General features: G+C 68.8%; 19 protein-coding genes. 7 read left to right on the top strand and 12 right to left on the bottom strand.

Annotated elements, in window-relative coordinates; genetic code table 11:
* The first annotated feature begins 104 nt into the window (after nt 1-104).
* Together ACUZ2Y_RS25985 and ACUZ2Y_RS25980 are read left to right on the top strand one after the other, a co-directional pair.
* A complete protein-coding gene (locus tag ACUZ2Y_RS25985) occupies nt 105-5,936 on the top strand; it encodes a type I polyketide synthase (RefSeq protein ID WP_476323698.1) in 5,832 nt (1,943 codons plus the stop codon).
* A gap of 9 nt (nt 5,937-5,945) precedes the next feature.
* Nucleotides 5,946-6,410: an acyl-CoA thioesterase gene (locus ACUZ2Y_RS25980; RefSeq protein WP_476323695.1), complete on the top strand. Its 465-nt coding sequence runs from the start codon at nt 5,946-5,948 to the stop codon at nt 6,408-6,410.
* Nucleotides 6,411-6,623: 213 nt separating this feature from the next.
* On the opposite strand, the gene ACUZ2Y_RS25975 is transcribed toward ACUZ2Y_RS25980, so the two are convergent.
* Nucleotides 6,624-7,424 carry a winged helix-turn-helix transcriptional regulator gene (locus tag ACUZ2Y_RS25975; protein ID WP_476323692.1) on the bottom strand — a complete coding sequence of 267 codons (801 nt, stop codon included), beginning with the start codon at nt 7,422-7,424 and terminating at the stop codon, nt 6,624-6,626.
* Between the two features lie 246 nt (nt 7,425-7,670).
* Between ACUZ2Y_RS25975 and ACUZ2Y_RS25970 the strand changes: the two genes are divergently transcribed.
* Nucleotides 7,671-8,357, top strand: coding sequence for a hypothetical protein (locus tag ACUZ2Y_RS25970; protein ID WP_476323689.1), 687 nt, complete (start codon nt 7,671-7,673; stop codon nt 8,355-8,357).
* 75 nt (nt 8,358-8,432) lie between these two features.
* Here ACUZ2Y_RS25970 and ACUZ2Y_RS25965 read toward each other — a convergent pair whose 3' ends face one another.
* The 8 genes from ACUZ2Y_RS25965 to ACUZ2Y_RS25930 form a co-directional block, all read right to left on the bottom strand.
* Entirely contained in the window at nt 8,433-10,064 is a 1,632-nt protein-coding gene (locus tag ACUZ2Y_RS25965) for an FAD-dependent oxidoreductase (RefSeq protein WP_476323686.1), read from the bottom strand.
* Nucleotides 10,061-10,612, bottom strand: coding sequence for a DUF5987 family protein (locus tag ACUZ2Y_RS25960; RefSeq protein WP_476323683.1), 552 nt, complete (start codon nt 10,610-10,612; stop codon nt 10,061-10,063). Before ACUZ2Y_RS25960 ends, ACUZ2Y_RS25965 begins: the two co-directional genes overlap by 4 nt.
* 124 nt (nt 10,613-10,736) lie before the next feature.
* Complete coding sequence (locus ACUZ2Y_RS25955; RefSeq protein ID WP_476323680.1) at nt 10,737-11,786, bottom strand: SDR family NAD(P)-dependent oxidoreductase; 1,050 nt, start codon at nt 11,784-11,786, stop codon at nt 10,737-10,739.
* An 87-nt stretch (nt 11,787-11,873) separates the two neighbouring features.
* A complete protein-coding gene (locus ACUZ2Y_RS25950) occupies nt 11,874-12,422 on the bottom strand; it encodes a flavin reductase family protein (RefSeq protein WP_476323677.1) in 549 nt (182 codons plus the stop codon).
* Nucleotides 12,419-12,889, bottom strand: coding sequence for an acyl-CoA thioesterase (locus ACUZ2Y_RS25945; RefSeq protein ID WP_476323674.1), 471 nt, complete (start codon nt 12,887-12,889; stop codon nt 12,419-12,421). Before ACUZ2Y_RS25945 ends, ACUZ2Y_RS25950 begins: the two co-directional genes overlap by 4 nt.
* A 114-nt stretch (nt 12,890-13,003) precedes the next feature.
* A complete protein-coding gene (locus ACUZ2Y_RS25940; RefSeq protein ID WP_476323671.1) occupies nt 13,004-13,426 on the bottom strand; it encodes an SgcJ/EcaC family oxidoreductase in 423 nt (140 codons plus the stop codon).
* A gap of 31 nt (nt 13,427-13,457) precedes the next feature.
* Nucleotides 13,458-14,636 carry an acyl-CoA dehydrogenase family protein gene (locus ACUZ2Y_RS25935; protein ID WP_476323668.1) on the bottom strand — a complete coding sequence of 393 codons (1,179 nt, stop codon included), beginning with the start codon at nt 14,634-14,636 and terminating at the stop codon, nt 13,458-13,460.
* A gap of 232 nt (nt 14,637-14,868) precedes the next feature.
* Entirely contained in the window at nt 14,869-16,194 is a 1,326-nt protein-coding gene (locus ACUZ2Y_RS25930; protein ID WP_476323665.1) for a multicopper oxidase family protein, read from the bottom strand.
* A gap of 329 nt (nt 16,195-16,523) precedes the next feature.
* On the opposite strand from ACUZ2Y_RS25930, the gene ACUZ2Y_RS25925 reads away from it, so the two are divergent.
* The 4 genes from ACUZ2Y_RS25925 to ACUZ2Y_RS25910 all read left to right on the top strand — a co-directional run bounded on the left by ACUZ2Y_RS25925 (nt 16,524) and on the right by ACUZ2Y_RS25910 (nt 21,590).
* Nucleotides 16,524-17,879, top strand: coding sequence for a condensation domain-containing protein (locus ACUZ2Y_RS25925; RefSeq protein WP_476323662.1), 1,356 nt, complete (start codon nt 16,524-16,526; stop codon nt 17,877-17,879).
* Between the two features lie 159 nt (nt 17,880-18,038).
* Complete coding sequence (locus tag ACUZ2Y_RS25920) at nt 18,039-19,202, top strand: acyl-CoA dehydrogenase family protein (protein WP_476323659.1); 1,164 nt, start codon at nt 18,039-18,041, stop codon at nt 19,200-19,202.
* 64 nt (nt 19,203-19,266) lie between these two features.
* Nucleotides 19,267-20,844 (top strand): 4-hydroxyphenylacetate 3-hydroxylase N-terminal domain-containing protein, encoded by a 1,578-nt coding sequence (locus ACUZ2Y_RS25915; protein ID WP_476323656.1) that lies wholly within the window; start codon nt 19,267-19,269, stop codon nt 20,842-20,844.
* A 197-nt stretch (nt 20,845-21,041) separates the two neighbouring features.
* A complete protein-coding gene (locus ACUZ2Y_RS25910) occupies nt 21,042-21,590 on the top strand; it encodes a dihydrofolate reductase family protein (protein WP_476323653.1) in 549 nt (182 codons plus the stop codon).
* A 109-nt stretch (nt 21,591-21,699) separates the two neighbouring features.
* Here ACUZ2Y_RS25910 and hppD read toward each other — a convergent pair whose 3' ends face one another.
* From hppD to ACUZ2Y_RS25895, 3 genes are all read right to left on the bottom strand, one after another.
* Nucleotides 21,700-22,788, bottom strand: a complete 1,089-nt coding sequence (gene hppD / locus ACUZ2Y_RS25905; protein WP_476323650.1) for a 4-hydroxyphenylpyruvate dioxygenase — start codon at nt 22,786-22,788, stop codon at nt 21,700-21,702.
* 81 nt (nt 22,789-22,869) lie between these two features.
* On the bottom strand, nt 22,870-23,079 hold the full coding sequence (locus ACUZ2Y_RS25900; protein WP_476323647.1) for an MbtH family protein: 210 nt from the start codon (nt 23,077-23,079) through the stop codon (nt 22,870-22,872).
* Between the two features lie 16 nt (nt 23,080-23,095).
* Entirely contained in the window at nt 23,096-24,850 is a 1,755-nt protein-coding gene (locus tag ACUZ2Y_RS25895; protein ID WP_476323644.1) for a non-ribosomal peptide synthetase, read from the bottom strand.
* Between the last annotated feature and the right edge of the window lie 174 nt (nt 24,851-25,024).

The raw sequence follows: 25,024 nt of genomic DNA, 5'->3' as shown, positions 1-25,024 counted from the left end.
TCGAGGACTTTCGTCGAACGCGGCTTCGACGCCGCGCCAAATGGCTCATGCCTAGAGGCGCGCCGATTCGAAACGAATGGTCGTCGAGGAATGGGCGGTACAGGTTGAGCTCCGAGCGAATTGCTATCGTTGGCATCGGACTTCGTTATCCCGACGCCGCTAGCACCGAAGATCTCTGGCAGAACGTCCTGTCCGGACGTCGAGCGTTCCGCAGGCTGCCCGACGGGCGGATGAACCAAGCGGACTACTACTCGCCGGACCAGAATGCGCCGGACCGGTTCTACGCCAACAAGGCGGCCGTGCTGCGCGACTTCGAGTTCGACCGGCTGAAGTACAAGGTCGCGGGCAGCACCTTCCGGTCGACCGACATGACGCACTGGCTGGCGCTGGACGTCGCCGCGACGGCACTGGCCGACGCGGGCTTCCCCGAAGCCGCCGGTCTGCCCAAGCAGGCCACCGGTGTCGTCTTCGGCAACAGCCTCACCGGCGAGTTCGCCCGCGCCAACCTGATGCGGCTGCGCTGGCCGTACGTGCGGCGCACCCTTGCCGCCGCGTTGGAGGCCAAGGGCTGGGACGCCGACGAGACCGGCGCCTTCCTGCGCGATCTCGAACCGGTGTACAAGGCGCCCTTCCCGCCGATCGACGAGGACACCCTCGCCGGTGGGCTCGCCAACACCATCGCGGGCCGCATCTGCAACCACTTCGACCTCGGCGGCGGCGGCTACACCGTCGACGGCGCCTGCTCCTCCTCCCTCATCTCGATCGCCACCGCCGCCAACGCGCTGGCCAACGGGGACCTCGACGTCTGCCTCGCGGGCGGCGTCGACCTGTCGATCGACCCGTTCGAGGTGATCGGCTTCGCCAAGACCGGCGCGCTGGCCACCGGCGAGATGAAGATCTACGACAAGGACTCCAACGGCTTCTGGCCCGGCGAGGGCTCCGGTGTCGTCGTGCTGATGCGCGAGGAAGACGCGATCGCCCGCGACTTGCGGATCTACGCGTCGATCACCGGCTGGGGCATGTCGTCGGACGGCAAGGGCGGCATCACCCGCCCGGAGGCGGCGGGCCACCGGCTGGCCATCAGCCGCGCCTACGACCGTGCCGGGTACGGCCCGGAGACCGTCGCCTACTTCGAGGGCCACGGCACCGGCACCGCGCTCGGTGACGCGACCGAGCTCGAGGCGATCGGCTCGGCCCGGCGCAACTCCGACCCGGCGGCCCGCCCGGCCGCGATCAGCTCGATCAAGGGCAACTTCGGCCACACCAAGGCCGCCGCGGGTGTCGGCGGGCTGATCAAGGCGGCGCTGGCGGTCCACCACCAGGTCATCCCGCCCGCCACCGGCCACTACGACGCGCACCCGAAGCTCACCGGCGACGACCCGGCGCTGTACGTGCCGCGCGAAGCCGAGCTGTGGCCGACCGACCAGCCGATCCGGGCGGGCGTCTCGGCCATGGGCTTCGGCGGCATGAACACGCACATCGCGCTGCAGCAGGCGCCCGGCACCACCCGGCGCGCCGAGTTGCCGCGCGACACCGCGACGCTGACCGCGAGCAGGCAGGACGCCGAGCTGCTGCTGCTCGACGCCGCCGACCACGCCGCGCTGCGCGAGCAGCTCACCGGCCTGGCCGAACTGGTGCCCGCGATCTCGTTCGCCGAGGTCGCCGACCTGGCCGCCACGCTGGCCGGACAGCTCTCCGGCGGGCGGGTGCGGGCCGCGATCGTGACGACCGGCCCGGACGACGCCGCCGCCAAGATCGACCGGCTGCTCGCCGCGCTCGACGAGGACGAGCCGAAGAGCCTGTTCGGCGCCGACGGCGTGTACCTCGACCACCGGCAGAACGCACCGAAGATCGCCTACCTGTTCCCCGGCCAGGGATCCGGGCAGGGCGCGGTCGGCGCGATCCGCCGCCGCTTCGCCGAGGCCGAGGCCGTGTTCACCACGGCGGGCGTGCCGACCGGTGGCGACCAGGTGGCCACCGAGGTGGCCCAGCCGCGCATCGTCGCCGGGTCCGTCGCGGCCATGCGGGTGCTGCGGACGCTCGGTATCGACGCCGACGTCGCGGTCGGGCACAGCCTCGGCGAGCTGAGCGCGCTGGCCTGGGCGGGCGCCATCGGCGACGAGGACGTGCTGCGGCTGGCCAAGGCGCGCGGCGCGGTCATGGCCAACGCCAGCCAGGGCGGCGGCGCGATGGCGAGTCTCGCCACCACGCCGAGCCGGGCCGAGCAGCTCTTCGAGGACTCCCCGGTGGTGATCGCCGGATACAACGGGCCGAAGCAGACGGTCATCGCGGGCGAGGCCGCCGCGGTGGACCGGGTGGTCGAGCGGGCGCGGTCCGCGGGCATCACCGCGAACCGGATCAACGTCTCGCACGCCTTCCACTCGCCGCTGGTGCGGCCCGCCTCCGACGCGATGACCGAGCAGCTCGCCGAGTTCACCTTCACCAGGCCGACGCGCGACCTGGTGTCCACCGTGACCGGTGACCTGCTCGACCCCGACACCGACCTGCGGGTGCTGCTGCGCGACCAGGTCGTGTTCCCGGTCCGCTTCCACGAGGCGGCCGCGAAGGCCGCCGCGGGCGCCGACCTCGCGGTCGAGGTCGGTCCCGGCCGGGTGCTGGCGGGTCTGCTGCGCGACATCGCACAGGACACGCCGGTGCTGTCGATCGACACTGACAGCCAGTCGCTGAGCTCGCTGCTGTCCATCGTCGGGGCCGCGTTCGCGCTGGGCGCCGACGTGGACGCCCAGGCGCTGTTCGCCGACCGGGTCGTGCGGCCGCTGCCGCTCGACGGCGAGTTCTCCTTCCTGGAGAGCCCGTGTGAGGCCGCCCCCGACCTCTCCGCCGGGTTGGCCCAGCTCGCCGCGGCCATCACCGTCGACGCGTCCTCCTCCGCCGCCGAGTCGGCCGGGGCCACCGGTTCCGGCGAGGACGGCCCGTCCACGCTCGACTTGCTCCGCACGCTCGCCGCGGAACGCGTCGAGCTGCCGCTGGAGACCGTGACCGCGGGGACCCACCCGCTCGACGACCTGCACCTGAGCTCGATCACCGTGGGGCAGATCGTCAACGACGTCACCCGCCAGCTCGGGCTGCCGACGCTGGAGGCGACGACCAACTTCGCCACCGTGACGCTGGGCGAGCTCGCCGAGCTGATCGACGGGCTGGCCGAGTCCGCGCAGGGCGGGGACACCGGCGGCAGCTCCGAGGTCGGCGGTGTCGGCCAGTGGGTGCGGCCATTCTCGGTGGACTACCAGCCCGCCCGGGAGCCGAGGGTGAAGGTCGGCACGGGCCCGGCGGGCACCTGGCAGGTGTTCGCGCCGTCGGGCCACCCGCTCGCCGAGCGGCTGCGGGTCGCACTCGCCGAGGCGGGCATCGGTGACGGTGTGCTGCTGTGCCTGCCCGACAGCGGCGAGCAGCACGTCGACCTGATCCTGAAGGCGGGCCAGACGGCGGTCGACTCGCCCGCCGACACCCGGTTCGTCGTGGTGCAGAACAAGTTCGGGGCGTCGGGCCTGGCCAGGACCGCGTTCCTGGAGGCGAACGGCGTGCCGACCACGATCGTCGCGCTGCCCGACCTCGCGCCGTCGACCGCGGCGGACGTGGACGAGGCGGTGCGCCGGGTGATCCTCGAAGCCACTGCCACCAAGGCGTTCAGCGAGGTCCGCTACAACGCCGACGGACAGCGGACGGCGCCACTGCTGCACGTGCTGCAGCCACCGGTCGAGCCCGGCACCGGCACCCCGCTCGACGGCTCCGACGTGCTGCTGGTCACCGGCGGCGCGAAGGGCATCACCGCGGAGTGCGCGCTGGCCATGGCCAAGGACTCCGGGGCCAAGCTCGCGCTGATCGGCCGCGACGACGTGGCCCAGGACGAGGAGATCTCGACCAACCTGGCCCGGATGGCCGCGGCGGGCATCGACGTCCAGTACGAGCGTGCCGACGTCACCGACCCCGCGCAGATCGCCCGGGCCGTGGCGGCGTTCGAGGCCAACCTGGGCCCGGTCACCGGCGTGCTGCACGGCGCGGGCCGCAACGAGCCGTCCGCGCTGGCGGGCCTGACCGAGGAGCGGTTCCACCAGACGATCGCCGTCAAGATCGCCGGTCTTCGCGCGGTGCTCGACGCGGTGGACCAGGACAAGATCAAGCTGCTGATGACCTTCGGCAGCATCATCGGCCGCGCCGGGCTGCGCGGCGAGGCGCACTACTCGACCGCGAACGACTGGATGTCCGAGCTGACCGCCGACTTCCAGCTGGCGCACCCGAACGCGCGGGCGCTGGCGATGGAGTGGTCGGTCTGGTCGGGCGCCGGGATGGGCGAGCGGCTGGGTGTGGTCGAGGCGCTGGTGCGCGACGGCATCACCCCGATCTCCGTCGAGGACGGCCTCAAGGTGCTGCGCCAGGTGCTGGCCGACCCGTCGGCCGGTCCGCTGGTGACGATCACCGGCCGGATGGGCGGTCTGCCGACGCTGCCCCTGGACATGAGCCAGGAGCTGCCGCTCTCGCGCTTCGTCGACCGGGTGATGGTCCACTACCCGGAGGTCGAGCTGGTCACCGAGGTGGAGCTGTCCGCGGGCAGCGACCCGTACCTGTCCGACCACGAGCTGGACGGCGACCTGCTGTTCCCCGCCGTGGTGGGCATGGAGGCGATGACCCAGGTCGCCACGGCCGTGCTCGGCCGGACCGGCGCGCCGATGTTCGAAGACGTCGAGTTCCTCCGGCCGATCGTGGTCCGGCCGGGCACCGCGACGACCGTCCGGCTGGCCGCGCTGGTCCGCGACGACGAGACGGTGTCGGTGGCGATCCGCGCCGAGGACACCGGGTTCAGCGCCGACCACTTCCGGGCCACGCTGCGGCTGCCGCAGCCCGCCCTGCCCGACGACGGCCCGTCGCGGGAGGCCATGCTGCTGGCGCCGGTGCCGGTCGACCCGATCACCGAGCTCTACGGCGGGGTCATGTTCCAGGGCAAGCGGTTCCAGCGGCTGTCCGGCTACCGGCGGGCAAGTGCCCGGCACGCGGTGGCGGAGCTGTCCACCACCTCGCCGGCGCCGTGGTTCGCCGCTTACCTGCCGCAGGACCGGGTGCTCGCCGACCCGGGCACCCGCGACGCGGTGATGCACTCGCTGCAGTGCTGCGTGCCCGACGCGACCCTGCTGCCGCAGGGGGTCGAGAAGCTGTACCTGTCCTCTCCCGAGGACCAGGACGTCGACTTCGTCATCATGGACGCCAGGGAGCGGTCGCAGGACGGTGACAGCTACGTCTACGACATCGACGTGCTCACCCCGTCCGGCAAGGTGGTCGAACGCTGGGAAGGCCTGACGCTGCGGGCGGTCCGGAAGAAGGACAGCTCCGGCCCGTGGGTGCCGTCCATGCTCGGGTCCTATGTGGAGCGTTCGCTGGAGCGGGTGCTCGGTGGCAGCCGCGCGGTCGTGGTCGAGCCGGACCCGATCGGCGACGGCCCCGCGGACCGCAGGGCGCAGACCGAACTCGCCGCAGGCCGTTCCGTCGGCGGTCCGGTGACGGTGCGGTACCGGCCGGACGGCAAGCCGGAACTGGACGGCGTCGCGATCTCGGCCGCGCACGGCGCGGGCATGAGCCTCGTGGTGACCGGCTCGGGCCGACTGGGCTGCGACGTCGAGGCGGTGGTGCCGCGCACGGAGCAGGACTGGGCCGGGCTGCTCGGCGAGGGCCTGAGCCGGGTCCGTGACCTGGTGATGACCGAGGCCGGTGAGGACGCCGACGTGGCGAGCACGCGGGTCTGGACGGCGCTGGAGTGCCTGCGCAAGACCGGCACGACGACGCGGGACATCACCGTCGACCGGGTCGAGTCCGACGGCTGGGTCGTGCTCTCCGCGGGCGACGCGCGGATCGCGACCTGGGTGACCACGGTCAACGACCTCTCCACCCCGGTGGCGTTCGCCGTCCTATCGGGAGAGGAGTGACTGGAAGCCATGGCTGGGTACTACGAGCTCAGGCATCGAGTCGGCTTCGAGGAGACGAACTTCGTCGGCAACGTGTACTACGTCAACTATCTGCGTTGGCAGGGACACTGCCGGGAGCGGTTCCTGATCGAGGAGGCGCCCGGCGTGCTGGCCGAGATCATGGACGACGACCTGAAGTTGTTCACCCTCATGGCTGAGTGCGAGTTCTTCGCCGAGATCACCGCGTTCGACGAGCTGTCGGTGCGGATGCGGCTCGACGAGCTCACCCAGACCCAGGTCCTGTTCAGCTTCGACTACGTCCACCTCAAGGACGGACAGGAAAGCGTCGTGGCCCGGGGAAAGCAGCGGATCGCGTGCATGCGCGGCCCCAACAACGACACCGTGCCCACCCGGGTACCGGCCGAACTGCGCGAGGCACTTGCCCCGTACGCGGTCGACCAGCAGCCACAACCAAGAAAACACACCGCCGCCTGACCGGCGACGCAGTGCCACGAAAGGCGCGTTCGGGAACCCCCCGAACGCGCCTTTCGCCGCACCCGGACCCCGCAAACCCACGCTGACACCGCGAGTCGCCCCTTCAGGCAAACGAGTCGCCCCGTCCGGGCACGTGAATGTCGAACTCACTTGCCGGGAGGGGCGACTCGTTTGCCGGGAGGGGCGACTCGCGGTGTCAGCGTGGGTTGTGGGTTAGACCGAGGAGCGCTGCGGCGCGGGCTGGTACGGCAGGGCGAACATCGAGATGAACGTGTGCAACGCGGTCGGGTCGCCGCTGATCTTGACGGTGCCGGTGGCGATCGCGTCGTCGACCGTCATCTCCCGGGTCAGCACGTCCTTGAAGGTGGGACCGGGCTCGATCCTCGGCGCGCCGAGCAGTGGGCCGCGGCCGACCTCGAGCTGTCCGTCTTCGACAACGACGTGGATCACCACCTCGCCGAAGTGCATCTGGAACCGGGCGGATCGACCGGCCGCTGCCTCGGGGAGGAACGTCGCCCGCATCGACACCATGATCGAGTCCTCGGTCACGATGTCCTCCGGCCGCGGCTCGTTCAGCATCGCCGAGCCCCATCGGCCGAACGCCAGCAGGATGTCCTCCAGACCGCGCCCGTACTCGGTCAGCTGGTACTGGTCGGCGCCCGCCTCGTCGGTGGTCTCGGACCGCTCGATGATGCCGATGTAGGCCATCTCCTTGATCCGCATGGCCAACAGGTTCATCGGCACGCCGGGCAGTCCCCCGTGCAGTTCCGCGGTGGATTTGGGGTTCACGAGAAGATCGCGGACCACCAGCATCCCCCACCGCTCACCTACCGCCTCGATGGCGCGGGAGAGGCCGCAGTACTGCCCGTAAGAGGCCCTGGAGACGCCCTGCAGCGCGGACACCACCGAATCGAGGCCACCCGGGTCGGAAGTGGTCGTGCTGAGCGAGAAACTGTCACCGGTGATCGTCAGACCATCCTCGTCCATGACCACTTTCCAGGCGGACTCGGTCATCGTCAGCGTCCAATCTCCTCAGCCGTACCGGGTGTTCTACCAGGCAGCGACGCCACACCAGGGCGGAGTCCTGCCTCTGGGGTCCATGGTCCGGCTCGGGGGGAGCGAGACGCATCTTCGGGTATGCGCAGCGGATCGCCCGCTGCCGGTTCCCGACCGATCTCGCCGATCGGAGCTAAGAGGTCGCCTCTCCCACTAGCCTCGGGGTGCGGACCGCCAACCGAGCACGGACTGGGAGTGATCGTCATGGTGCGACATGAGGACCACTGGGACGACAGCGGACACGACCAGCCGACCTGCCGCAGCAGGCGGCACGAGCCCGGCCAGGCCCCCCAGCTCGCTCCTGGGCTGGGTATCTGCCCGTTCTGCCGCGACCTCACCGAGAAGACCCTGATCGAGCTCCCAGCGCTGTTCGAGCTGTGTGCCGACGCCCTCGACCCGCGGCCGAACGAGCCGCCGGAGCGGGTCGGCGGGCACCGGCCGGGCGGCGTCGTGCGCGACGCGGGCGTCTCGGTGCGGTCGGACATCCTGGGCGTGCTCGCGGCCTGGAGCGGCGTGGTGACCGTCGAGCGCGGCGTGGCGGGCCCGGACGAGCTCGCCATCCGCAAGCTTGTCGGCTTCCTGGCCATCCACGTGCATTGGCTCTGCTGCCATGCGAGGGCGGCCGACTTCGCCGACGAGGTGACCGGCCTGGCCGACGCCGTGAACGAGGCGATGCGGCCCGACGCCGGGTTCCGGGTCGCCGAGGGAACCTGCCCGCGCCCCGGCTGCGCCCAGACCGTCTACGCCGAAGCGCACCGGGAAGGCGCCGAGCCCTACGAGGTCAGCTGCGAGGCCGGGCACGTGTGGGCTCCCCGACACTGGCAAGCCCTGCGCGCCAAACGGAACGGACACGGCGGCAGTCAGTCACCGTATGCCAAGGACGGCGAATAGCGTTCACGACCGGCACGGAATCGCCCACCCGGCGCTCCAACGCCGGGTGGGCGATTCGTCACTATCGGGGACAGGTCAGGCCGCGGGCCTCGCCACGCTGTTGGGGACCGACTTGGGCAGCGGCGCGCCGTAGGTGACGTCGACGCCGCGGTCCCGTGCCGCCGTGACGATGCCCGGGATCGCGCGCTCGGCGAGGGCGGCGATGGTGAGCGCGGGATTGACGGTCAGCCCGCAGGGCACCGACGAGCCGTCGGTGACGAAGATGCCGGGGTGCCCGCGCAGCTCGTGCCGGTCGTCCAACGCCGAGGTGGCCGGGTCGTCACCGATGCGGCACGAGGAAAGCGGGTGCACCGTGTACGCGCCGACGACGTCGTTGGTCCACGGCATGACCTTGGCCAGCCCATCCTTCTCCAGGATCTCCTTGACCTTGGCGTCGGCCGTGGCCCAACCGTGCAGCGTGTTCGGCGTCGGGTCGTAGCGCAGCGGGCCGCGGGCCAGCATCTGCTGGGAGATGCGGTAGGAGTTGCCGGTCGGCGGCGGCGGGCCGAACACGCCCTCGTTGTCGTCCTCGGTCATCAGGAAGATCGTGAGCCACGACTTCCACTGCTTGAGGATCTCCTTCTTCTCCTTGCCGAACCAGCTGGGGCCGGTCGCGCCCGGCGCCTGGGCCAGGATCGTGCCGAGACCGGGCGGGAAGTACAGCTGCTCCATGGAGAAACGCTCGTACTCGGGCAGCGCGGAGTCGACGTAGTCCCAGCACGCCACGACCGGGCCCTTGCCGATCTGGTTGGCCTCGTACACCTTTCCGTTGGGGCGCCGCAGACCGAGCACCTCGGCCACGCGCTCCTCGTTGATGATCGCGGTGTTGAGTCGCTCGCCGTTGCCGGAGAAGTACCGCCCGACGGCGTGCGGCATCGCGCCGAGGGTCTCCTCGGAGCGCTGCAGGATCGGCGGGGTCGCGCCCGCGCCCGCGGCCAGGATGACGATCTTGGCTTCGATCTCGCCGGAGCCGGTCGTGATCCGGTAGTCCTCTTCGTCGATGTGGTTGTAGTGCACTCGATAGCCGCCGTCTTCGGTGCGCGAGAGCTTCTGGACCTCGTGCAGCGGACGGATCTCGGCGCCGTGGGACAGCGCGGCGGGCAGGTAGTTCATCAGCAGCGACTGCTTGGCGTCGAAGCGGCAGCCCGCCATCATCCAGTTGCAGTTGGTGCACCGCTTCGCGTCGACGCCGACCGGCACCGGGTTGGCGGTGTGCCCGCTGTGGTCGCAAGCCGCCCCCCACAGGCCGCCGGCGTAGGTGACGTCATTCCAGTCCTGCTGGGTCACCGGCAGCACTTCCGACACCCGGTCATACCACGGGTCGAGCGTCTGCCGGTTGATCGCGGCGGGCCACATGCGGCGGCCGATCGAGCCGTGCCGCTCGAAGACGTACTTCGGCGCGCGGGGCAGGGCGGCGAAGTAGACGACCGAGCCACCGCCGACGCAGTTGCCGCCGAGCACGCTCATCCCGTCGCCCGCGACGAAGTCGAAGACCTTGGTGTACGAGGAACCCAGGAGGTAGTCGTGGTCGAAGTCCTTGCCGGACAGCCAGGGGCCGCGCTCGAGCACGGTGACCTTGGCGCCGCCCGCGGCGAGGTGGTACGCGGCGATCGACCCGCCGAACCCGCTGCCGACGATGAGGACGTCGGTCTTCTCGATCGCGGTCATTCAGGGCTCCCGGATTCGGTCGTGTTCGGGTGGCGCTTGGCGAGTTCCCGGCCGTAGCTGAAGTCGGCGAACCGCCACAGGCCGTCGGTGTCCGGTTCGGCGAACCCCATGGCGAGCAGGCCGGGATGGCCCTCGGCGATCGCCTCCGCGGTGTGGCGGTGCGCGGCGCTGTCGTAGGCCATGTTGGAGAACATGGTGAGCAGCACCCAGCCGTCGCGCTCCGGGTTGCCCCACGCGGTGAGTTCGAGGATCAGCGCGGCGCGGTGGTCGTAGTCGAGCGCGACGAACGCGGGCAGGTCGGCGTCCAGGGCCAGCCCCACGCGCTCGGCGTAGTCGGCCGCGCGCTGGTTCAGCATCCCGGACAGTGGAACGAGACCCGCGGTGACACCGGTCGCGGGATCGCCGAGCAGTTCCAGCGCTCCCGCCTCGACCGCGCCCGGGTCGTCGCACACGCCCGCTATCGCGTGATCGGTCGGGAAACGCTTAGCGCCGGGGACGATCGTGTCCGCGAACGCCTCAAGCGTCATCGTCTGAACGTCGTCCAACATTTCCGGGGTCGCCACCACCGAGCCTCCAAGCGCATCGCCAAAATGGGCGGTCGAACCATCGACGCCAATTGTTCACAGCTTTGTGGCCGGTCGACATCTCCGCCGTTGCTTCGTTCGAAAACCCTTATCGCATAATGATTTTCTGCCCGACAACGGTATGTGAGGCGGCGCCCGCCGCGCGGTCGGAGAGGTGACCGGCGCGGTGCAGCCAGCGCACGGTGTCGGTGAAAATCTCGGCCACCGGCCGAGCTGTTATCCCGTTGATGGCAGCACGTTCATCGACCCGCACCGCGCAGGCGCACGTGTAGATCGCGCCGTACTCGGCCGGGATGTGCCACGGACACACGCGCTGCACCAGGGTGGCGAGCAGGCCGACCGGCAGCATGGCGCGGGCGGGCAGGTAGATCGTCGGCAGCGCCCGCCCGGTGACCGCGCGCAGCGTCCGCACGTACTCTCGGGTGGTCAGGTAGTGCCCAGGGCCGAAATGGCGGTTCGCCGCCAGGTCCGCCGGGCCGAGCAGGGCAGCGTGCAGCGCCGCGGTGTCGCGCACGTCGCCGATCGGCAGTCCGCCGAGCGGCCACATCGGCATCCGGCCCCGCAACGTGTTGCGCAGCCGGGTGGTCTGGTCCCCCAGCTTCGGGTCGTGCGGGCCGAGCAGGGCAGGTGGGTAGGTGATCACCACCGGCGCGCCCGCGGCCTGCTGCTCGCGCGCGATGACCTCGGCGGCGGCCTTGGTCGCCAGGTACGCCTCGCGGGGGCGGCCGACGGCTGAGTCCGGGCCGATCACCCGTCCCCGAGCGGGCACCAGCGCGCCGAAACTGGACACGTACACGGTCCGGCCGACGCCTGCCCGACGCGCGGCGTCGAGCACCAGTTCGGTGCCCGCCACGTTGGTGGCGCGCATCGCGCTGTGCAGGCGGCTGTCGAAGGAGTAAACCGAGGCCGCGTGCAGCACCACGTCAGCGCCACGCACCAGCCGGGTCACCTGGGCAAGGTCGAGCACGTCCCCCACGACGACCTCGATCCCGCCCGCGGACAAGCCGAGCGGGGCGAGCGCACGTTCCACTGTGGACTCATCGCGGGCGAGCAACCGGACCCGGTGGCCCGCCTCGAGGAGCGCGGCGACCGTGTGGGCACCGAGGAAACCGGTGCCACCGGTGACACTCACCAACATGGGAGACCTTTGTTTCGTCAGGACCATTCAACGGCACGTGCGGACGAACTCCCTGTCAGCCGAGGGGATTTTCCTACTCAGGCATGGTCAAGCGCTGCGCGACGAGGGCATTCCCTGGTGGAAACCACCGGCGAAGAACAGCAGCGCGTCACCCTCACGACGGGCCGCGTCGAGCACGGTGCCGACGAAGATCGAGTGATCGCCGCCGTGGTAGACCTCGGCGAGCTCGCATTCCAGCCAGGCGAGGGAACCGGCCAGCAGCGGCGCGCCGCTGTGCCGCGCCGGGAACCAGTCGACCTGGTCGAACTGCGCCTGGCCGCGCGGGCGGCCCTTGCTGGCGAAATATCGCGCCAGGTGCTCCTGCTCCGCGCTGAGGACGCTCACGCCGAAGTGCCGGGTGCGCAGGATCGCCTCGTGCATCTGCGCGGTGCGGGCGATGCAGCACAACACCATCGGCGGCTCCAGCGACACCGAGCTGAAGGCATTCGCCGTCATCCCGTGGCCGTGGTCCCCCGCCGCGGTGAGCACGGTGATCCCGGTGGCGAAGTTGGACATCACGTCCCGCAGCACCTTCGGCGACGCCGTCGGCAACAGCTCCGGTGTGGGCAAGGGCGTCAGGTGACGTTCGTCGGTCACATCGCCCTCCCCATCGTCTGCTTGGCAGGCTCTGCGGCCGCCGTGGCGTAGGGGGCCAGTGCCTCGAGCAGCTGGGCGGGCACCCGGGTCGGCACGGTGGCGTTGTTGGGTCCGCGCATACACGCGATCCGCTGCTCGCCCCGCGCGACAAGGCTTTCCTGGTCGTCCTTGATCTGCACGTAGTCGAAACTGAAGACAATCTGGGTCTGGGTCAACTCATTGAGCCGCATCCGCACCGACAACTGGTCGAACGCCGTGATCTCCGCGAAGAACTCACAGCTGGCCTTGAGCGTGAACAACTTCAGGTCGTCGTCCATGATCTCGGCCAACACCTCGGGCGCCTCCTCGATCAGGAACCGTTCCCGGCAGTGCCCTTGCCAACGCAGGTAATTGACGTAGTAGACGTTTCCGACGAAGTTGGTCTCCTCGAACCCGACCTGGTGCCGCATCTCGTAGTACCCAGTCATATGTCAGTCAACTCCTCTTCCGGGTGGCACGGGTGGCCCACACCACGAGACGGCCATGACCGGATGGGCCGTTGTCCGCTCGGACGGACAACGGCCCATGCTTCGCCCTGACGGTCAGGCGGCACGCTCAGCGGTCTCGTGCACGTCGTGGCGCGGGGTGTTCTGGTACGCCGCCAGCCGCCACTCACCCTCGCGGCGGACCACCAGCCAGGACGCGCGGATCGCGCCCTGCTCGGAGACCTCGGTCTCGCCCGCCTCAAGGACACCGCCTTGGCTCAGCAGGATCGCCGCGTCCTGGCTGAGAGGCCGGATGCTGATCGGCTTGCCGGTCACCTGAGTGCCCTTGTACTTGCCCTCGAACGCCTTCGTGAAGTAGTCGCGGACCTCCTCGCGGCCGTTGCAGAACGTGCCCGCGAGGATCAGGGTGCCGTCTTCGACGAACAGGTTCGCGATCGTGTCCGCGTCCCCGTAGGCCCACCCGGCCACCATCTTCTGGGTCAGGGCGGCGATCGCGGCTGCGTCCGAATCGAAGCTCATGCTGGTCTTCCCTTCTGGTGATCGAACCGGGTCAGATGTAGAGCGTGTTGGGCTCGAGGCCACACAGCACCCGGCCGTAGAGTTCGGTGTTCGTGTTCGGGTGCATCAGGGCGTGCTGGTTGACCGCCTGGATGTCCCGGTTGATCCGCTGGATGGGGATCCCGCTGTAGATGGACGATCCGCCGCTGGCGGTGGCGAAGATGTCCACCGCCTCCTTGGCCAGCCGGACCGTCGCGCCCACGTCGGCGCGCGACTGGGCGCGCTCTTCGAGCTTCCACTCGGTGCCCTCCGCGGCCTTGGTGTCCACCAGGGTCGCCAGGCGGTGCGCGTGGAACTCGGCCTCGTCGACCTTCATCGTCGCCTCGGCCATCTGGAAGTGCGTGATCGGCGCCTCGCGCTGGCTCTCGTAGGCGGTGTAGGTGATCTTTCGGTCCGGCAGCCGGTTCAGGAACGCCTGCTGCGCGCCCTTCGCCATGCCGACAATGGTCCCGACGGAGGCCGCGGAGGCGATCGGCAGCAGCGGCGAGCGGTAGAGGGGCGAGTCCGCGTTGCGCTGGGAGGCGATCTGCCCCTGCAGGATGGCGGGCAGCGGCAGAATCCGCTCCTGCGGGATGAACAGGTCCTTCGCCACCGTGCTGACACTTCCGGTGCCGCGCAGGCCCGAGGTGTGCCAGTCGTCGACGATCAGGAGATCGGACATCGGCACCAGCGCCATGACCGGGTACGGCTCGCCGTCCGGCGGGACCAGGATGGCGATGATCTCCTGCCAGTGCGCGTGGTGCGCACCGCTGATGAAGCCCCACTTGCCGTTCACGATGATGCCGCCGTCGGTCGGGGCGGCCATCGCCGACGGGCTCAGCGTCCCGCACACCCGCACGTCCGGGGTGGCGAACACCTCGTCCTGCACCTCATCGGGGAACTGGCAGGCCATCCACGTCGGGATCCAGTACACCGACGTGACCCAGGAGGTGGATCCGCAGCCCTGGCCGAGCACGGCGCCGACGTCGGCCAGCGTCCGACTGTCCACTTCGTATCCGCCGTAGTGCTTGGGCCGCCGGAACTTGAACACACCGGCGTCGGCGAGCGCCTCGATCGTCTCGTCGTGCAGCCTGCGGTTCTCCTCGACCCAGTTCGCGTGCTTGCGCAGCAGCGGGGTCAGTTCCGACGCCTTGCGCACGAGTTCCTCGCGCGCTGGGATCGTGGTGGCCAAGATTTCCTCCAACCAACGGAAAAACCGGACGGAACGAGCGCCAAGTCGCGCGAGGCCGCCCGGCTGCTCTCGTTCGAGACTGCCTGGTCGGGAGGGTCCGGCGCATCTCATGACATGCGGGTTGCCGTGGGGCGCAGGGAACCTGGCCGCGACCGGAGAAGGGGATGACTGGGCGCGGCGAAGCCCCGCACCGAGGTGCGGGGCTTCGCCGACGTGACAAGGCCGCTGTTCGTTAAGGCACGATCTCCATCTGCGCCATCATCCCGAGCGAGGAGTGCTCCAGGAAGTGGCAGTGGAAGGCGTACTTGCCGGTGTAGCTGTCGAAGGTGGCCTTGAGCTTGACCTTGTCGCCGGAGTCGAACCAGAAGGTGTCCTTGCGGCCCTGGTAGTCGATTCCGGGCGGGGCGCCGTTGACCTCCAGCACCTGGAACTGCACCAGGTGCATGTGGAACGTGTGGAAGATGTACTGCGGGTCGGCGTTGGTGATGTTCCAGATCTCCGTGGTGCCCCGCTGGATGACGAAGTCGCTGCGCGCCGGGTCGTACGGCCGCCCGTTGATCAGCCCGGTGGGGAACGGAACCGTGGTCAGGTCGAACGACATGGACACGTCCCGAGTGACCGTCGCCTCCGGCAGCACCGGCAGCGGCCGCAGCGTGGCGGGCACTCGGCTGGAGTCCGACGCGGCCCGCGTGACGTCGAAGCGGAGCACCGGTCCAAGCTTGGCGTCGTTGAGGACCAGCTTGGTGCCGACCGGGTAGCGGGCGAAGTCGATGACGATCTCGACCCGCTCCGCCGAGGAGATCCGCACCGACTTGCGCACCACCGGCGCGGGCAGCAGGCCGCCGTCCGTCGCGATCTGCGTCATCTCCTGGTCGGCGCCCAGGGTCAGATTGAAGGTCCGCTCGGTGCCCGCGTTGAGCAGCCGGAAGCGGTACTTGCGCGCGTCGACCTGGAAGTACGGCGCGGGCTTTCCGTTGGCCAGCGCGGTGTCGCGGTCATTCGGGTTTCCGCCGAAGAGCAGCTCGCCGTTGGCGTCGAACAGTGCGTCGCGGAGCACGATCGGCACGTCATAGGCGCCCCGGGGAAGCCCGAGACGATCCTCGCTCGGGTCATCGATGATGTAGAAGCCGTTGAGACCGCGGTAGACGTGCTCGGCCTCGGTGTGGTGGCTGTGGTCGTGGTACCAGAGCGTGCAGCCCTGCTGGGTGTTCGGGTAGTCGTACGTACGCGTCTGGCCCGGTTGGATCACGTCCATCGGGTGACCGTCTTGGGCGGCCAGGACGTGCCCGCCGTGGAGGTGCACGTTGGCCGGGCGGTCGAGCAGGTTGCGGTAGACGATCTTCGTCCGACGGCCGACCCTCGTCCTGATCGTGGGGCCGGTGAACTTCCCGTTGTAGGTGAACGCCGGGGTGCTGATGCCGGGCAGGATCTCGACGTTGGCCGGCCGGATATCGACCTGGTAGCAGTCCATGTCATACGTGGACGAGACCGGTCGCTGCTCCGGCAGCCGCGGCATCGGCACGGAGAACGGCTCCCCGGCCGCCAGCGGACGCTTCACCCGAGCGCCGGGCACGGAGCCGATGTGGTGCGGCTGTTGAGCCTGCTGGTGTCCGGTCGCTTCAGCCGACAGCCCGCGGACAAGGTCCGGCAGCAGAAGCGCCCCACCCGCGACACCGCCGCCTACCACGAGTAACTTTCGTCGGTCCAGCATGTGTTCCCCAATCAGTGCATACGTCAGACGAACCCGCTTCGGGGATGGTTTCACCGGGTGTCAGCCTCGGTCGCCTTCGAGAGTGCTCTCAGCACCGTGGGCATGATCACGGGAGTTCGTGGACTCGGCATTCTGGACGAAGCGGGATCGCGATGGGGTCATTACCGTCTCTGCGTATGACGGAGCAGACGAGCCAAATCCCCTTGTCTTTCAACCAGACGTTCCTGTGTGCCTTCGACCGCGGCTCCGAGCACGGGGCGTTCGGAGACAAGCACACGTTGTCCTTCGGCTGTCGCCTCAGCGGAGAGGTCGACGTCGACGCCTTACAGGGCGCGCTGAACGACGTCGTCGAGCGGCACGAGGCGCTGCGCACCGAGATCGTCCGGACCGACCCTGAGAACCAGCACCAGGTCGTGCACGCGCCGGGGCCGGTTCCCTTGGTGATCAGCGACTTCCCGGCCGACGACCTCCGGCCGCGCGACGAGCAGGCCGAGGCGTTCCTCAACGAGCTGGAGGCCGGTTCGTACAGTGTGGAGCAGATCCCGCTCGTCTGGGGATTCCTCGGCAAGTTCGACGAGTCCGCCTCGGTGCTCGTGGTCACCGTCCACCACACGGCCACCGACTCGTGGTCGATGGAGATCATCATGCGGGACCTGGCCGAGTTCTACACCGCACGCCGCGGTCTTGGCGAGGCGAATCTGCCCGAGCTGCACGGGTTCCCGGCGTTCACCACGTACCAGATGGAAAGCGCGGCGAGCGAGCCGACCCAGCATGCGTTGGAGCACTGGAAGACCAAGCTCGCGGGGGCTCAGATCCTCGCGGTGAAGACGGACCGGCCGTTCGACGAGAACGTGACCAACCAGTACTCGGCGTACCGCTACCTGTTCGACGCGGAGCTGACCGAGACCACGCTGAAGTTCGCGACGGTCAACCGCAGCACCGCGTTCATGGTGCTGATGGCCGCGTACAACGTCCTGCTGCACAAGCGAACCGGCGCCACCGACATCGTGGTGCCGACGTTCACCTCCGGCCGCAACGACGAACGGTTCCTGGCCACGGTCGGACCGATCTTCAACTATCTGCTGCTGCGCACGGACATCTCCGGCTGCGCGTCCTTCCGCGAGGTGCTGGCCAAGACCCGTACCACGTGCTTCGAGGCGTACACCAACGACATTCCGTTCGCACTGGTGGCGAACCAGTCGCCGGAGGTGTTGGCCCCGTTCCAGGACCCGACCCTGGCGGTGATCGCCTTCGAGGTGCTGCAGACCCCAGCGGACATCACCGATGACCTGATCGGCGACCTCAAGTACACCGAGATCCGGCGGCGCCTGCTGCGACACCCGCTGAGCTCGCACATCCCCAACGGCGCGCTGTGGGCGACCGATGTGCTGCCGTCCGGGGAAATGGTCGGCAGTCTCAAGTTCGACCTCAACCGATTCGACGAGGCCACCGTGATCGGGCTCGTCGACGGACTGCGCGAGACCTTGCGCAACGCCGTCACCAACCCCGACGCACCGCTCGCGAACTTGTAGTCCGGCCAGGCAAGCCGGGAGATGTGCCCGACCGCCGCCGCGTGTGAGTCTGTACAAGCCGCCAGCCGATAATAGAAGGGCGCTGCAATGAGTGTCGTCCCGAGTGATCCTCAGAACGTCGTTCAGCTACCTCCGGAGCCGCACCTGACTCCGCCCGAGGTGATCGCTCGCGCCAAGGCGATCGCGGCGACTCTGGTCGATCGGCAGGCCGAGACCGAGCAGCGCACGTTCTACGCTCAGGACACCCACGAGAAGTTCGCCGCGGCCGGCTTCTACCGGCTGCTGGTGCCGCAGAGCTACGGTGGCTATGAGTTCGGCCCGGACACGTTCCTGCGGGTCGCGATCGAACTCGCCCGCGGCTGCCCGTCGACCGGCTGGATGTATCTGTTCGGTGCGGCGCACGCGCTCCCGGTCGCCTCGCTGTTCCAGGCCGACGCCCAGGACGAGCTGTTCGCCGATGGCGACTTCATCTGCCCCGCGACGGTCGCACCAGCCGGTAGCGCCGAGCGAGTGGACGGCGGATGGAACATCTCCGGGGTCTGGTCCTACAGCTCCGGCTCACCGTATTCCACGCACTTCCTTGGCCACACGCTGGTTCCGCAGGGCGAGGGCGAGCCACCGGCGCCGCTGATGTTCATCGTCCCGCGCAGTGCCTACAAGCGGCTCAACGACTGGGGCGAGCAGCTCGGCCTGCGCGGCAGCGGCTCGCACAGCGTGCAGATCGACAACGCCTTCGTGCCGGACCGGTTCACCATCAACGACCACCTGAGCCAGCTGTCGATCACCGGCGGGACGCCGGGCCAGGCGCTGCACCGCAGCACGATGTACGGCGGCGGGCCGCTCAGCTTCATGCTGCTTGAGCTCGGCGCACTGGCCGTGGGCATCGCCCAAGGCGCGCTGGACGCCTACGAAGAGCTGATGACGAGCCGGATGACGATCTACCCGCCGATCGTGCCCCGCACCGAGGACCCCGACTACCAGCTCCACTACGGCGAGGCGACCGGCAAGATCAGCGCGGCGTCGGCGGCGTTGTTCGGGGCCGTGCAGCAGTGGAACGATCTGTGCGAGGAGGGCCCGGCCGCGTTCACCCGCGAGGAAGAATGGCGGCTGGCCACGATCAGCCGCGAGGTGATCCGGTTGTGCTGGGACGCGGTCGAGGGCGAACTCTTCCCGACCGCGGGCTCGTCCGCGATTCGGCACGGCGCCCGGATCGAGCGCGTGTGGCGGGACCTTTCCATGCTGCATGGCCACGCCGGCTATGCGATCGCCCTAAAGACCATGGCCAACCGCGAACTCGCCAAGGCTCACTTCGGCATCGGCTGACCGGTTCACCGCGGTTCCTACGGCCAGGAGGGGGTGGGCTGAGCCCCATGGAGGGAAAAGTCCTATGACCGAGCGCCCGGACGACGCCACCAACACCGAAGCACCCCGGAAAAGCCGGCCACTCACCGGTGACGAGTACATCGAAAGCCTGCGCGACGATCGCGAGATCTTCATCTACGGCGACCGGGTCAAGGATCTCACCACGCACCCGGCGTTCCGCAATCCGGCGCGGATGACCGCGCGGCTGTACGACTCGCTGCACGATCCGGCGCAGCGCGGCATCATCACCAAGCCGACCGACACCGGCAGTGACGGCTACACGCACAGCTTCTACACCACGCCGAAAACGGTCGAGGATCTCGTCGACGACCAGCGCGCGATCGCCGCGTGGGCGCGGATGAGCTACGGCTGGATGGGCCGCAGCCCCGACTACAAGGCTTCGTTCCTCGGCACGCTCGGCGCGAACGCGGACTTCTATGAGCCGTTCGCGGACAACGCGCGCCGCTGGTACCGCGAGTCGCAGGAGAAGGTCCTCTACTGGAACCACGCCATCGTGCATCCCCCGGTGGACCGCAGCCGACCGCCGGACGAGGTGTCGGATGTCTTCATTCACGTGGAGAAGGAGACCGACTCCGGCCTGATCGTCAGCGGCGCCAAGGTGGTCGCCACCGGTTCCGCGCTCACCCACTACAACTTCATCGCCCACTATGGACTGCCGATCAAGAAGCGCGAGTTCGCTCTGGTCGCGACGGTTCCGATGAACGCAAAGGGCATGAAGCTGATCTGCAGGCCGTCCTACACGGCCACCGCCGCGGTGATGGGCAGTCCGTTCGACTACCCGCTGTCGTCGCGGTTGGACGAGAACGACACCATCCTGGTGCTGGACAAGGTGCTCATCCCGTGGGAGAACGTCTTCATCTACGGCGACACCCGCAAGGTCCAGCTGTTCAGCGGCCGCTCCGGGTTTGTCGAGCGGTTCACCTTCCACGGTTGCACCCGGCTCGCGGTGAAGCTGGAGTTCATCGCGGGGCTGCTGGCCAAGGCGCTGGAGACCACCGGGACCATCGACTTCCGCGGCGTGCAGAGCAGGCTGGGTGAGGTTCTGGCCTGGCGCAACCTGTTCTGGGCATTCTCCGACGCGGCCGCGCGCAATCCCGTGGTCTGGGAGAACGGCGCGCTGCTCCCCAATCCCGCGTACGGCATGGCCTACCGCTGGTTCATGCAGATCGGTTACCCGCGGATCAGGGAAATCGTGATGCAGGACGTGGCCAGCGGGCTGATCTACATCAACTCCAGCGCCGAGGACTTCAAGAACCCGGACGTCCGCCAGTACCTGGACAAGTATCTCCGCGGCTCGGACGGCGTCACCGCCGTCGAGCGCTCCAAGGTGATGAAGCTGCTGTGGGACGCGGTCGGCACCGAGTTCGGGGGCAGGCACGAGCTCTACGAGCGCAACTACGCGGGCAGCCACGAGAACACCCGGGTCGAGCTGCTCTCCGCGCAGGTCGCGAACGGGGAGATGGACGGGTACAAGGCCTTCGTCGACCAGTGCCTAAGCGAGTACGACCTGGACGGTTGGACGGTGCCGGACCTGTCCTCCTTCGAGGATCTCAAGCATCTGCGGAACAACATCAATGGTTAACAGTTCCGCCTCCCCGGAATTCGGACATCTGGTCACCTGACGCGGACGACTGCGGATACGTTGTAGCCGTGGTCGTCCGCCGTCACGGTCCCCTTAGCTCGCGGCGGCGGCCCAGGTGAGCACGTTCGGATACGCCACTCTCTGGGTCGGTGTTGGTACTGTGAGTCATCAACTGTCGTACGCCCAGGGGAGCAGAGTTGCGGAAAATCACCTCAAGCTTGTTCGTGTCGCTTGACGGCGTGGCCGAAGCGCCGGAGAAGTGGCACCTCGAGTACTTCAATGACGAGATGGGTGCCGTGGTCGGGGCGCACTCGGCGGCCGCGGACACCATGTTGCTGGGGCGGGTCACCTACGAGGAGTTCGAGGCGTACTGGTCTGACAAGGCAGGCGACGGCGGGCTCGGCGACTATTTCCGCGATGTCCCCAAGCTGGTCGCGTCGCGCACGCTCGACTCCGTGGAATGGGCGAATTCCACGCTGATCAGCGGCAATGTCGCCGAGGAGCTGACCCGTCTCAAGGAGACCGAAGGCAAAAACATCGCCGTCACCGGCAGCATGGCGCTGATCCGCTCGCTGCTCAGCGATGGTGTGCTCGACGAGCTGGAGCTTCTGGTGCACCCGGTCGTCGTGGGAAATGGCGCGAAGAAGCTGTTCCCGGACGGCGGTGCCGACCAGTACACGCTCAAGCTGCTGAAGTCGACGACGTTCTCGACCGGCGTCGTGCATCTCGTCTACCAGCCGGCCTGATCGGGAAAGTCCGCCGGTTGAGGGGCTGTCGCCTCTCCGGTCACGAGGGCAGGCCGTCGGCCCCACCCTCGTGACCGGAAGCGATGTCGGCTGATCCGGTCGAACGACCTCAGGCCGCGGCCGCGTCCGACCCGCCTGCCGCTTCGGTCTCGGCCCGCTGCCGTTCCAGCTCGACGGCCTCATACAGGGAGGCGATGTTGCCACTGCCGAACGTGCTCGCGCCGAGCCGCTCGATCAGCTCCATGAAGATGGTGTTGCGCGGATGCACGGACTTGGCGAAGATCTGGTAGAGCTGCCCGTCATGATCTTCGTCGACCAGCACGCTGAACTGCTTCAACTCATCGACGGTGTACCGGACGAGCTCGACTCGCTCGGGTAGCAGCCGGTAGTACATGTCCGGAGCACCGAGGAATTCCACGCCGTTGTTCCGCACGGCCTCGACCGCCGCGACGACGTTGTCCGTGGTGAACGCGATGTGCTGCACGCCCGCGCCGTCATGGTCTTTCAGGAAACCGTCGATGTGCCCGGGATCGCGCGACACATCCGGCTCGATCAGGGTGAACGTCACCGATCCCGACTGACTCTGCACGACCTTCGTGGTCATCGCCTGGGTGCCGACCTCGACGCGCTCGACGAAGATCAGCTCGAAGTCCAGCACCTGCTGGTAGAACTCGACCGTCGCGTCGAGCGTGCCCGCCTCGACGCAGACGGCGAAGTGGTCCACCTCGCCCAGGCTGTACGTGCTCGGCCCGGCGCCGACCGGAACGGGGTGGAAACCCGGCAACACGTGGTCGTCGGCATCCGCGGCACGCTGCACGAACGTGTGCCCGACGTCGCCGAAGCCCTGGATCGTGGCGGTGATCAGGTCACCGTGCCGGGTGGGCGGCGCAATCGAGGTCGCCCCGCGCGCGAGGGCCTCCTGGTAGGCCGCGGTCGCGTCCGCGGTGCGCAGTGCGATATCGAAGACGCCGTCGCCGTGTTTGGCCAGGTAGGCGGTGCCGGGGTGATCCTCGCCCGGCTCGGTCAGCACCAGGTGGATCTGGTTGCTGCCCAAGGCCACCGCGGCATCGCCCTTGGCGTACACCGAGAAGCCGAAACTGTCGGTCCACCAACGCCCGGTCGCGGCGAGGTCGCTGACATAGAACCCGACGTGGTCGAGCACGACGTCATCGAAGGTCCTGTTTGCTGGGGTGGCCATAGAGCATCTCCGTTGGTAGGCGGCGTGCGGTGCGATACGAAGCGGATGAGGTCCAGCAGGTGCGAGGAGGACTCAGCGGACTCACGAGTCCACGCGGGCCGCGACGCCGCGCGGGCGCAGATCAGTCCAGTTCGCGTTGACGTACTCGACGCAGGCATCCCGCGCGGCCGGACCATGTACGGCGCTCCAACCGGCCGGCACGTCGGCGAAGTCGGGCCACAGCGAATGCTGGCCCTCATCGTTGACCAGCACCGAATACGTGCCGTCCTGCGCGTCAAAGGGACTCGTCATCACCGATCTCCGATTCTCAGGCCGCCTGCGCCCGTTCTTCCAGATAGCCGGCCAGCCCGGTCACTGTGGGAAGGTCGAACAGCACCGCGATCGTCAGCTCCTCGCCGATCGCCGACCGGATGCGGCTGATCAACCGCATCGCCAGCAACGACTGGCCCCCGAGGTCGAAGAAGCTGTCGTCGACGCCGACCTGGGACACCCCGAGCACGTCGGCGAATGCCTTGCAGAGCGCCTCCTGCCGGGCGCCGACCGGAGCTCGGTAGGTCGACACGTTCTCGAAGTTCGGCTCCGGCAGCGCGCGCCGGTCCACCTTTCCGTTGGGGGTCAGCGGAAGTGCGTCCAGTGCGACGAACGCGGCAGGCACCATGTACTCCGGCAGCGCCGCGCCCGCGTATGCCTTCAGCGCGGCCTGGTCGACCTCGCCGGTTTCCGGCACGACGTAGGCCACCAGCCGCTTCTCGCCGGTGCTGCTTTCCTTTGCCACCACCGCGACATGCGCGAGTCCGGCATGCTTGGCCAGCACCGCCTCGATCTCGCCGAGCTCGACCCGGAAGCCCATGATCTTCACCTGGTCGCCTGCCCGGCTGACGAACTCCAGCAGCCCGTCGGCGTTGCGCCGCATCAGATCGCCGGTGCGGTACATCCGCTCACCGGGGCCACCGAAGGGGTTCGCGACGAATCGCTCCGCGGTGAGGTCGGGCCTGCCGAAGTAGCCGCGGGCAAGGCCGCGGCCGGTGATGTACAGCTCGCCGACCGCGCCGGGGGCCACCGGGGTGAGCCGCTCGTCGAGGATGTGCAGTCGGACGTTGTCCATCGGGCCGCCCAGCGGCACCACGCCCGCGGCTTGGTGGCCGGCGGACATGGGACTGTGGGTGGAGAACAGGGTCAGCTCCGTCGCCCCGTACATGGCCCGGATCACGATGTCCGGGTTGACTTCCAGCACCCGGGCCACCGCGCCGGGCGCGATCACGTCGCCGCCGGTGAGCACCTCCTGGACCCCGGCGAGGCTCTCCGGGGCCTCCTCGGCCACCACCCGGAACAGGCCCGCGGTCAGGTGCACGCCGGTGATCTGTTCGGCGCTGATCAGCCTGCCGAGGACGGACACATCCAGATCCCCAGGCGGCCCGACGACAATCTGGCCGCCGTGCAGCAGCGGCACCCAGAACTCGTAGGTGGAGACGTTGAACGCGTAGGGCGCGATCATCAGGCTCTTGGCGTGCCTGCCACTGTCCCAGATGGAATCGAAGACCAGGCCGATGACATCGCGGTTGGCGACCGCCACACCCTTCGGGTGCCCGGTCGAGCCGGAGGTGTAGATCACGTACGCGAGCTGCCCGGGGTCGACCACGACATTCAGGCTCTCCGGCGACTCGTCGACCAGGCCCTCCTCTCCGTCGACCAGGACGACCTCGGCACCCGTCGGCAGACCGCGGGATCGGGTGACCTCGTCGGCCAGCAGCACCGGAGCGGCGGACTGGTCCATGATCCACTGCATCCGGTCGAGGGGGTAGGAGTCGTGCAGCGGCAAGTAGAAACCGCCGGACTTCACCACGGCGAGCAGGGCCACCACCAGATCGACCGAGCGCTCCATCAGCACCGCGACCGGCATCTCGGGGCCGACCCCCAAGCGGCGCAACCGATGCGCGAGCCGGTTGGCCCGCTCATCGAGCTCCCGATAGGAAAGCCGCACATCGCCGCGCGACACCGCGATCGCGTCCGGCGTCGAGCCGACCTGCTCGGCGAACCGCTCTTGGATGGTAGAGGACCCCATCGCATTCTCCGTTCATTGAGGACAACCACACCCGCGGTCATAGCCCTGCAGCCAGGGTCACACCGACCCGCACGTCGAGCGCCTCCCGAATTGCCCTACCGGTGGATCGCGCTCGATGACGGTCCACCAGTCATGGGCGTCGACCACCGACACGGCAGCCGACTCGAACCGAAC

It is taken from the genome of Actinokineospora sp. UV203 (assembly GCF_056323665.1).
The sequence above is the reverse complement of the archived record's forward strand: the minus strand, read 5'-3'. Positions and strand labels throughout refer to the sequence as shown.

Bases quoted from the DNA above. Each gene is read 5' to 3' on its own strand.
- ACUZ2Y_RS25980 (WP_476323695.1), top strand. From the start codon at position 5,946: ATGGCTGGGTACTACGAGCTCAGGCATCGAGTCGGCTTCGAGGAGACG.
- ACUZ2Y_RS25975 (WP_476323692.1), bottom strand. From the start codon at position 7,424: ATGACCGAGTCCGCCTGGAAAGTGGTCATGGACGAGGATGGTCTGACG.
- ACUZ2Y_RS25970 (WP_476323689.1), top strand. From the start codon at position 7,671: ATGGTGCGACATGAGGACCACTGGGACGACAGCGGACACGACCAGCCG.
- ACUZ2Y_RS25965 (WP_476323686.1), bottom strand. From the start codon at position 10,064: ATGACCGCGATCGAGAAGACCGACGTCCTCATCGTCGGCAGCGGGTTC.
- ACUZ2Y_RS25960 (WP_476323683.1), bottom strand. From the start codon at position 10,612: ATGTTGGACGACGTTCAGACGATGACGCTTGAGGCGTTCGCGGACACG.
- ACUZ2Y_RS25955 (WP_476323680.1), bottom strand. From the start codon at position 11,786: ATGTTGGTGAGTGTCACCGGTGGCACCGGTTTCCTCGGTGCCCACACG.
- ACUZ2Y_RS25945 (WP_476323674.1), bottom strand. From the start codon at position 12,889: ATGACTGGGTACTACGAGATGCGGCACCAGGTCGGGTTCGAGGAGACC.
- ACUZ2Y_RS25940 (WP_476323671.1), bottom strand. From the start codon at position 13,426: ATGAGCTTCGATTCGGACGCAGCCGCGATCGCCGCCCTGACCCAGAAG.
- ACUZ2Y_RS25925 (WP_476323662.1), top strand. From the start codon at position 16,524: ATGACGGAGCAGACGAGCCAAATCCCCTTGTCTTTCAACCAGACGTTC.
- ACUZ2Y_RS25915 (WP_476323656.1), top strand. From the start codon at position 19,267: ATGACCGAGCGCCCGGACGACGCCACCAACACCGAAGCACCCCGGAAA.
- hppD (WP_476323650.1), bottom strand. From the start codon at position 22,788: ATGGCCACCCCAGCAAACAGGACCTTCGATGACGTCGTGCTCGACCAC.
- ACUZ2Y_RS25900 (WP_476323647.1), bottom strand. From the start codon at position 23,079: ATGACGAGTCCCTTTGACGCGCAGGACGGCACGTATTCGGTGCTGGTC.
- ACUZ2Y_RS25895 (WP_476323644.1), bottom strand. From the start codon at position 24,850: ATGGGGTCCTCTACCATCCAAGAGCGGTTCGCCGAGCAGGTCGGCTCG.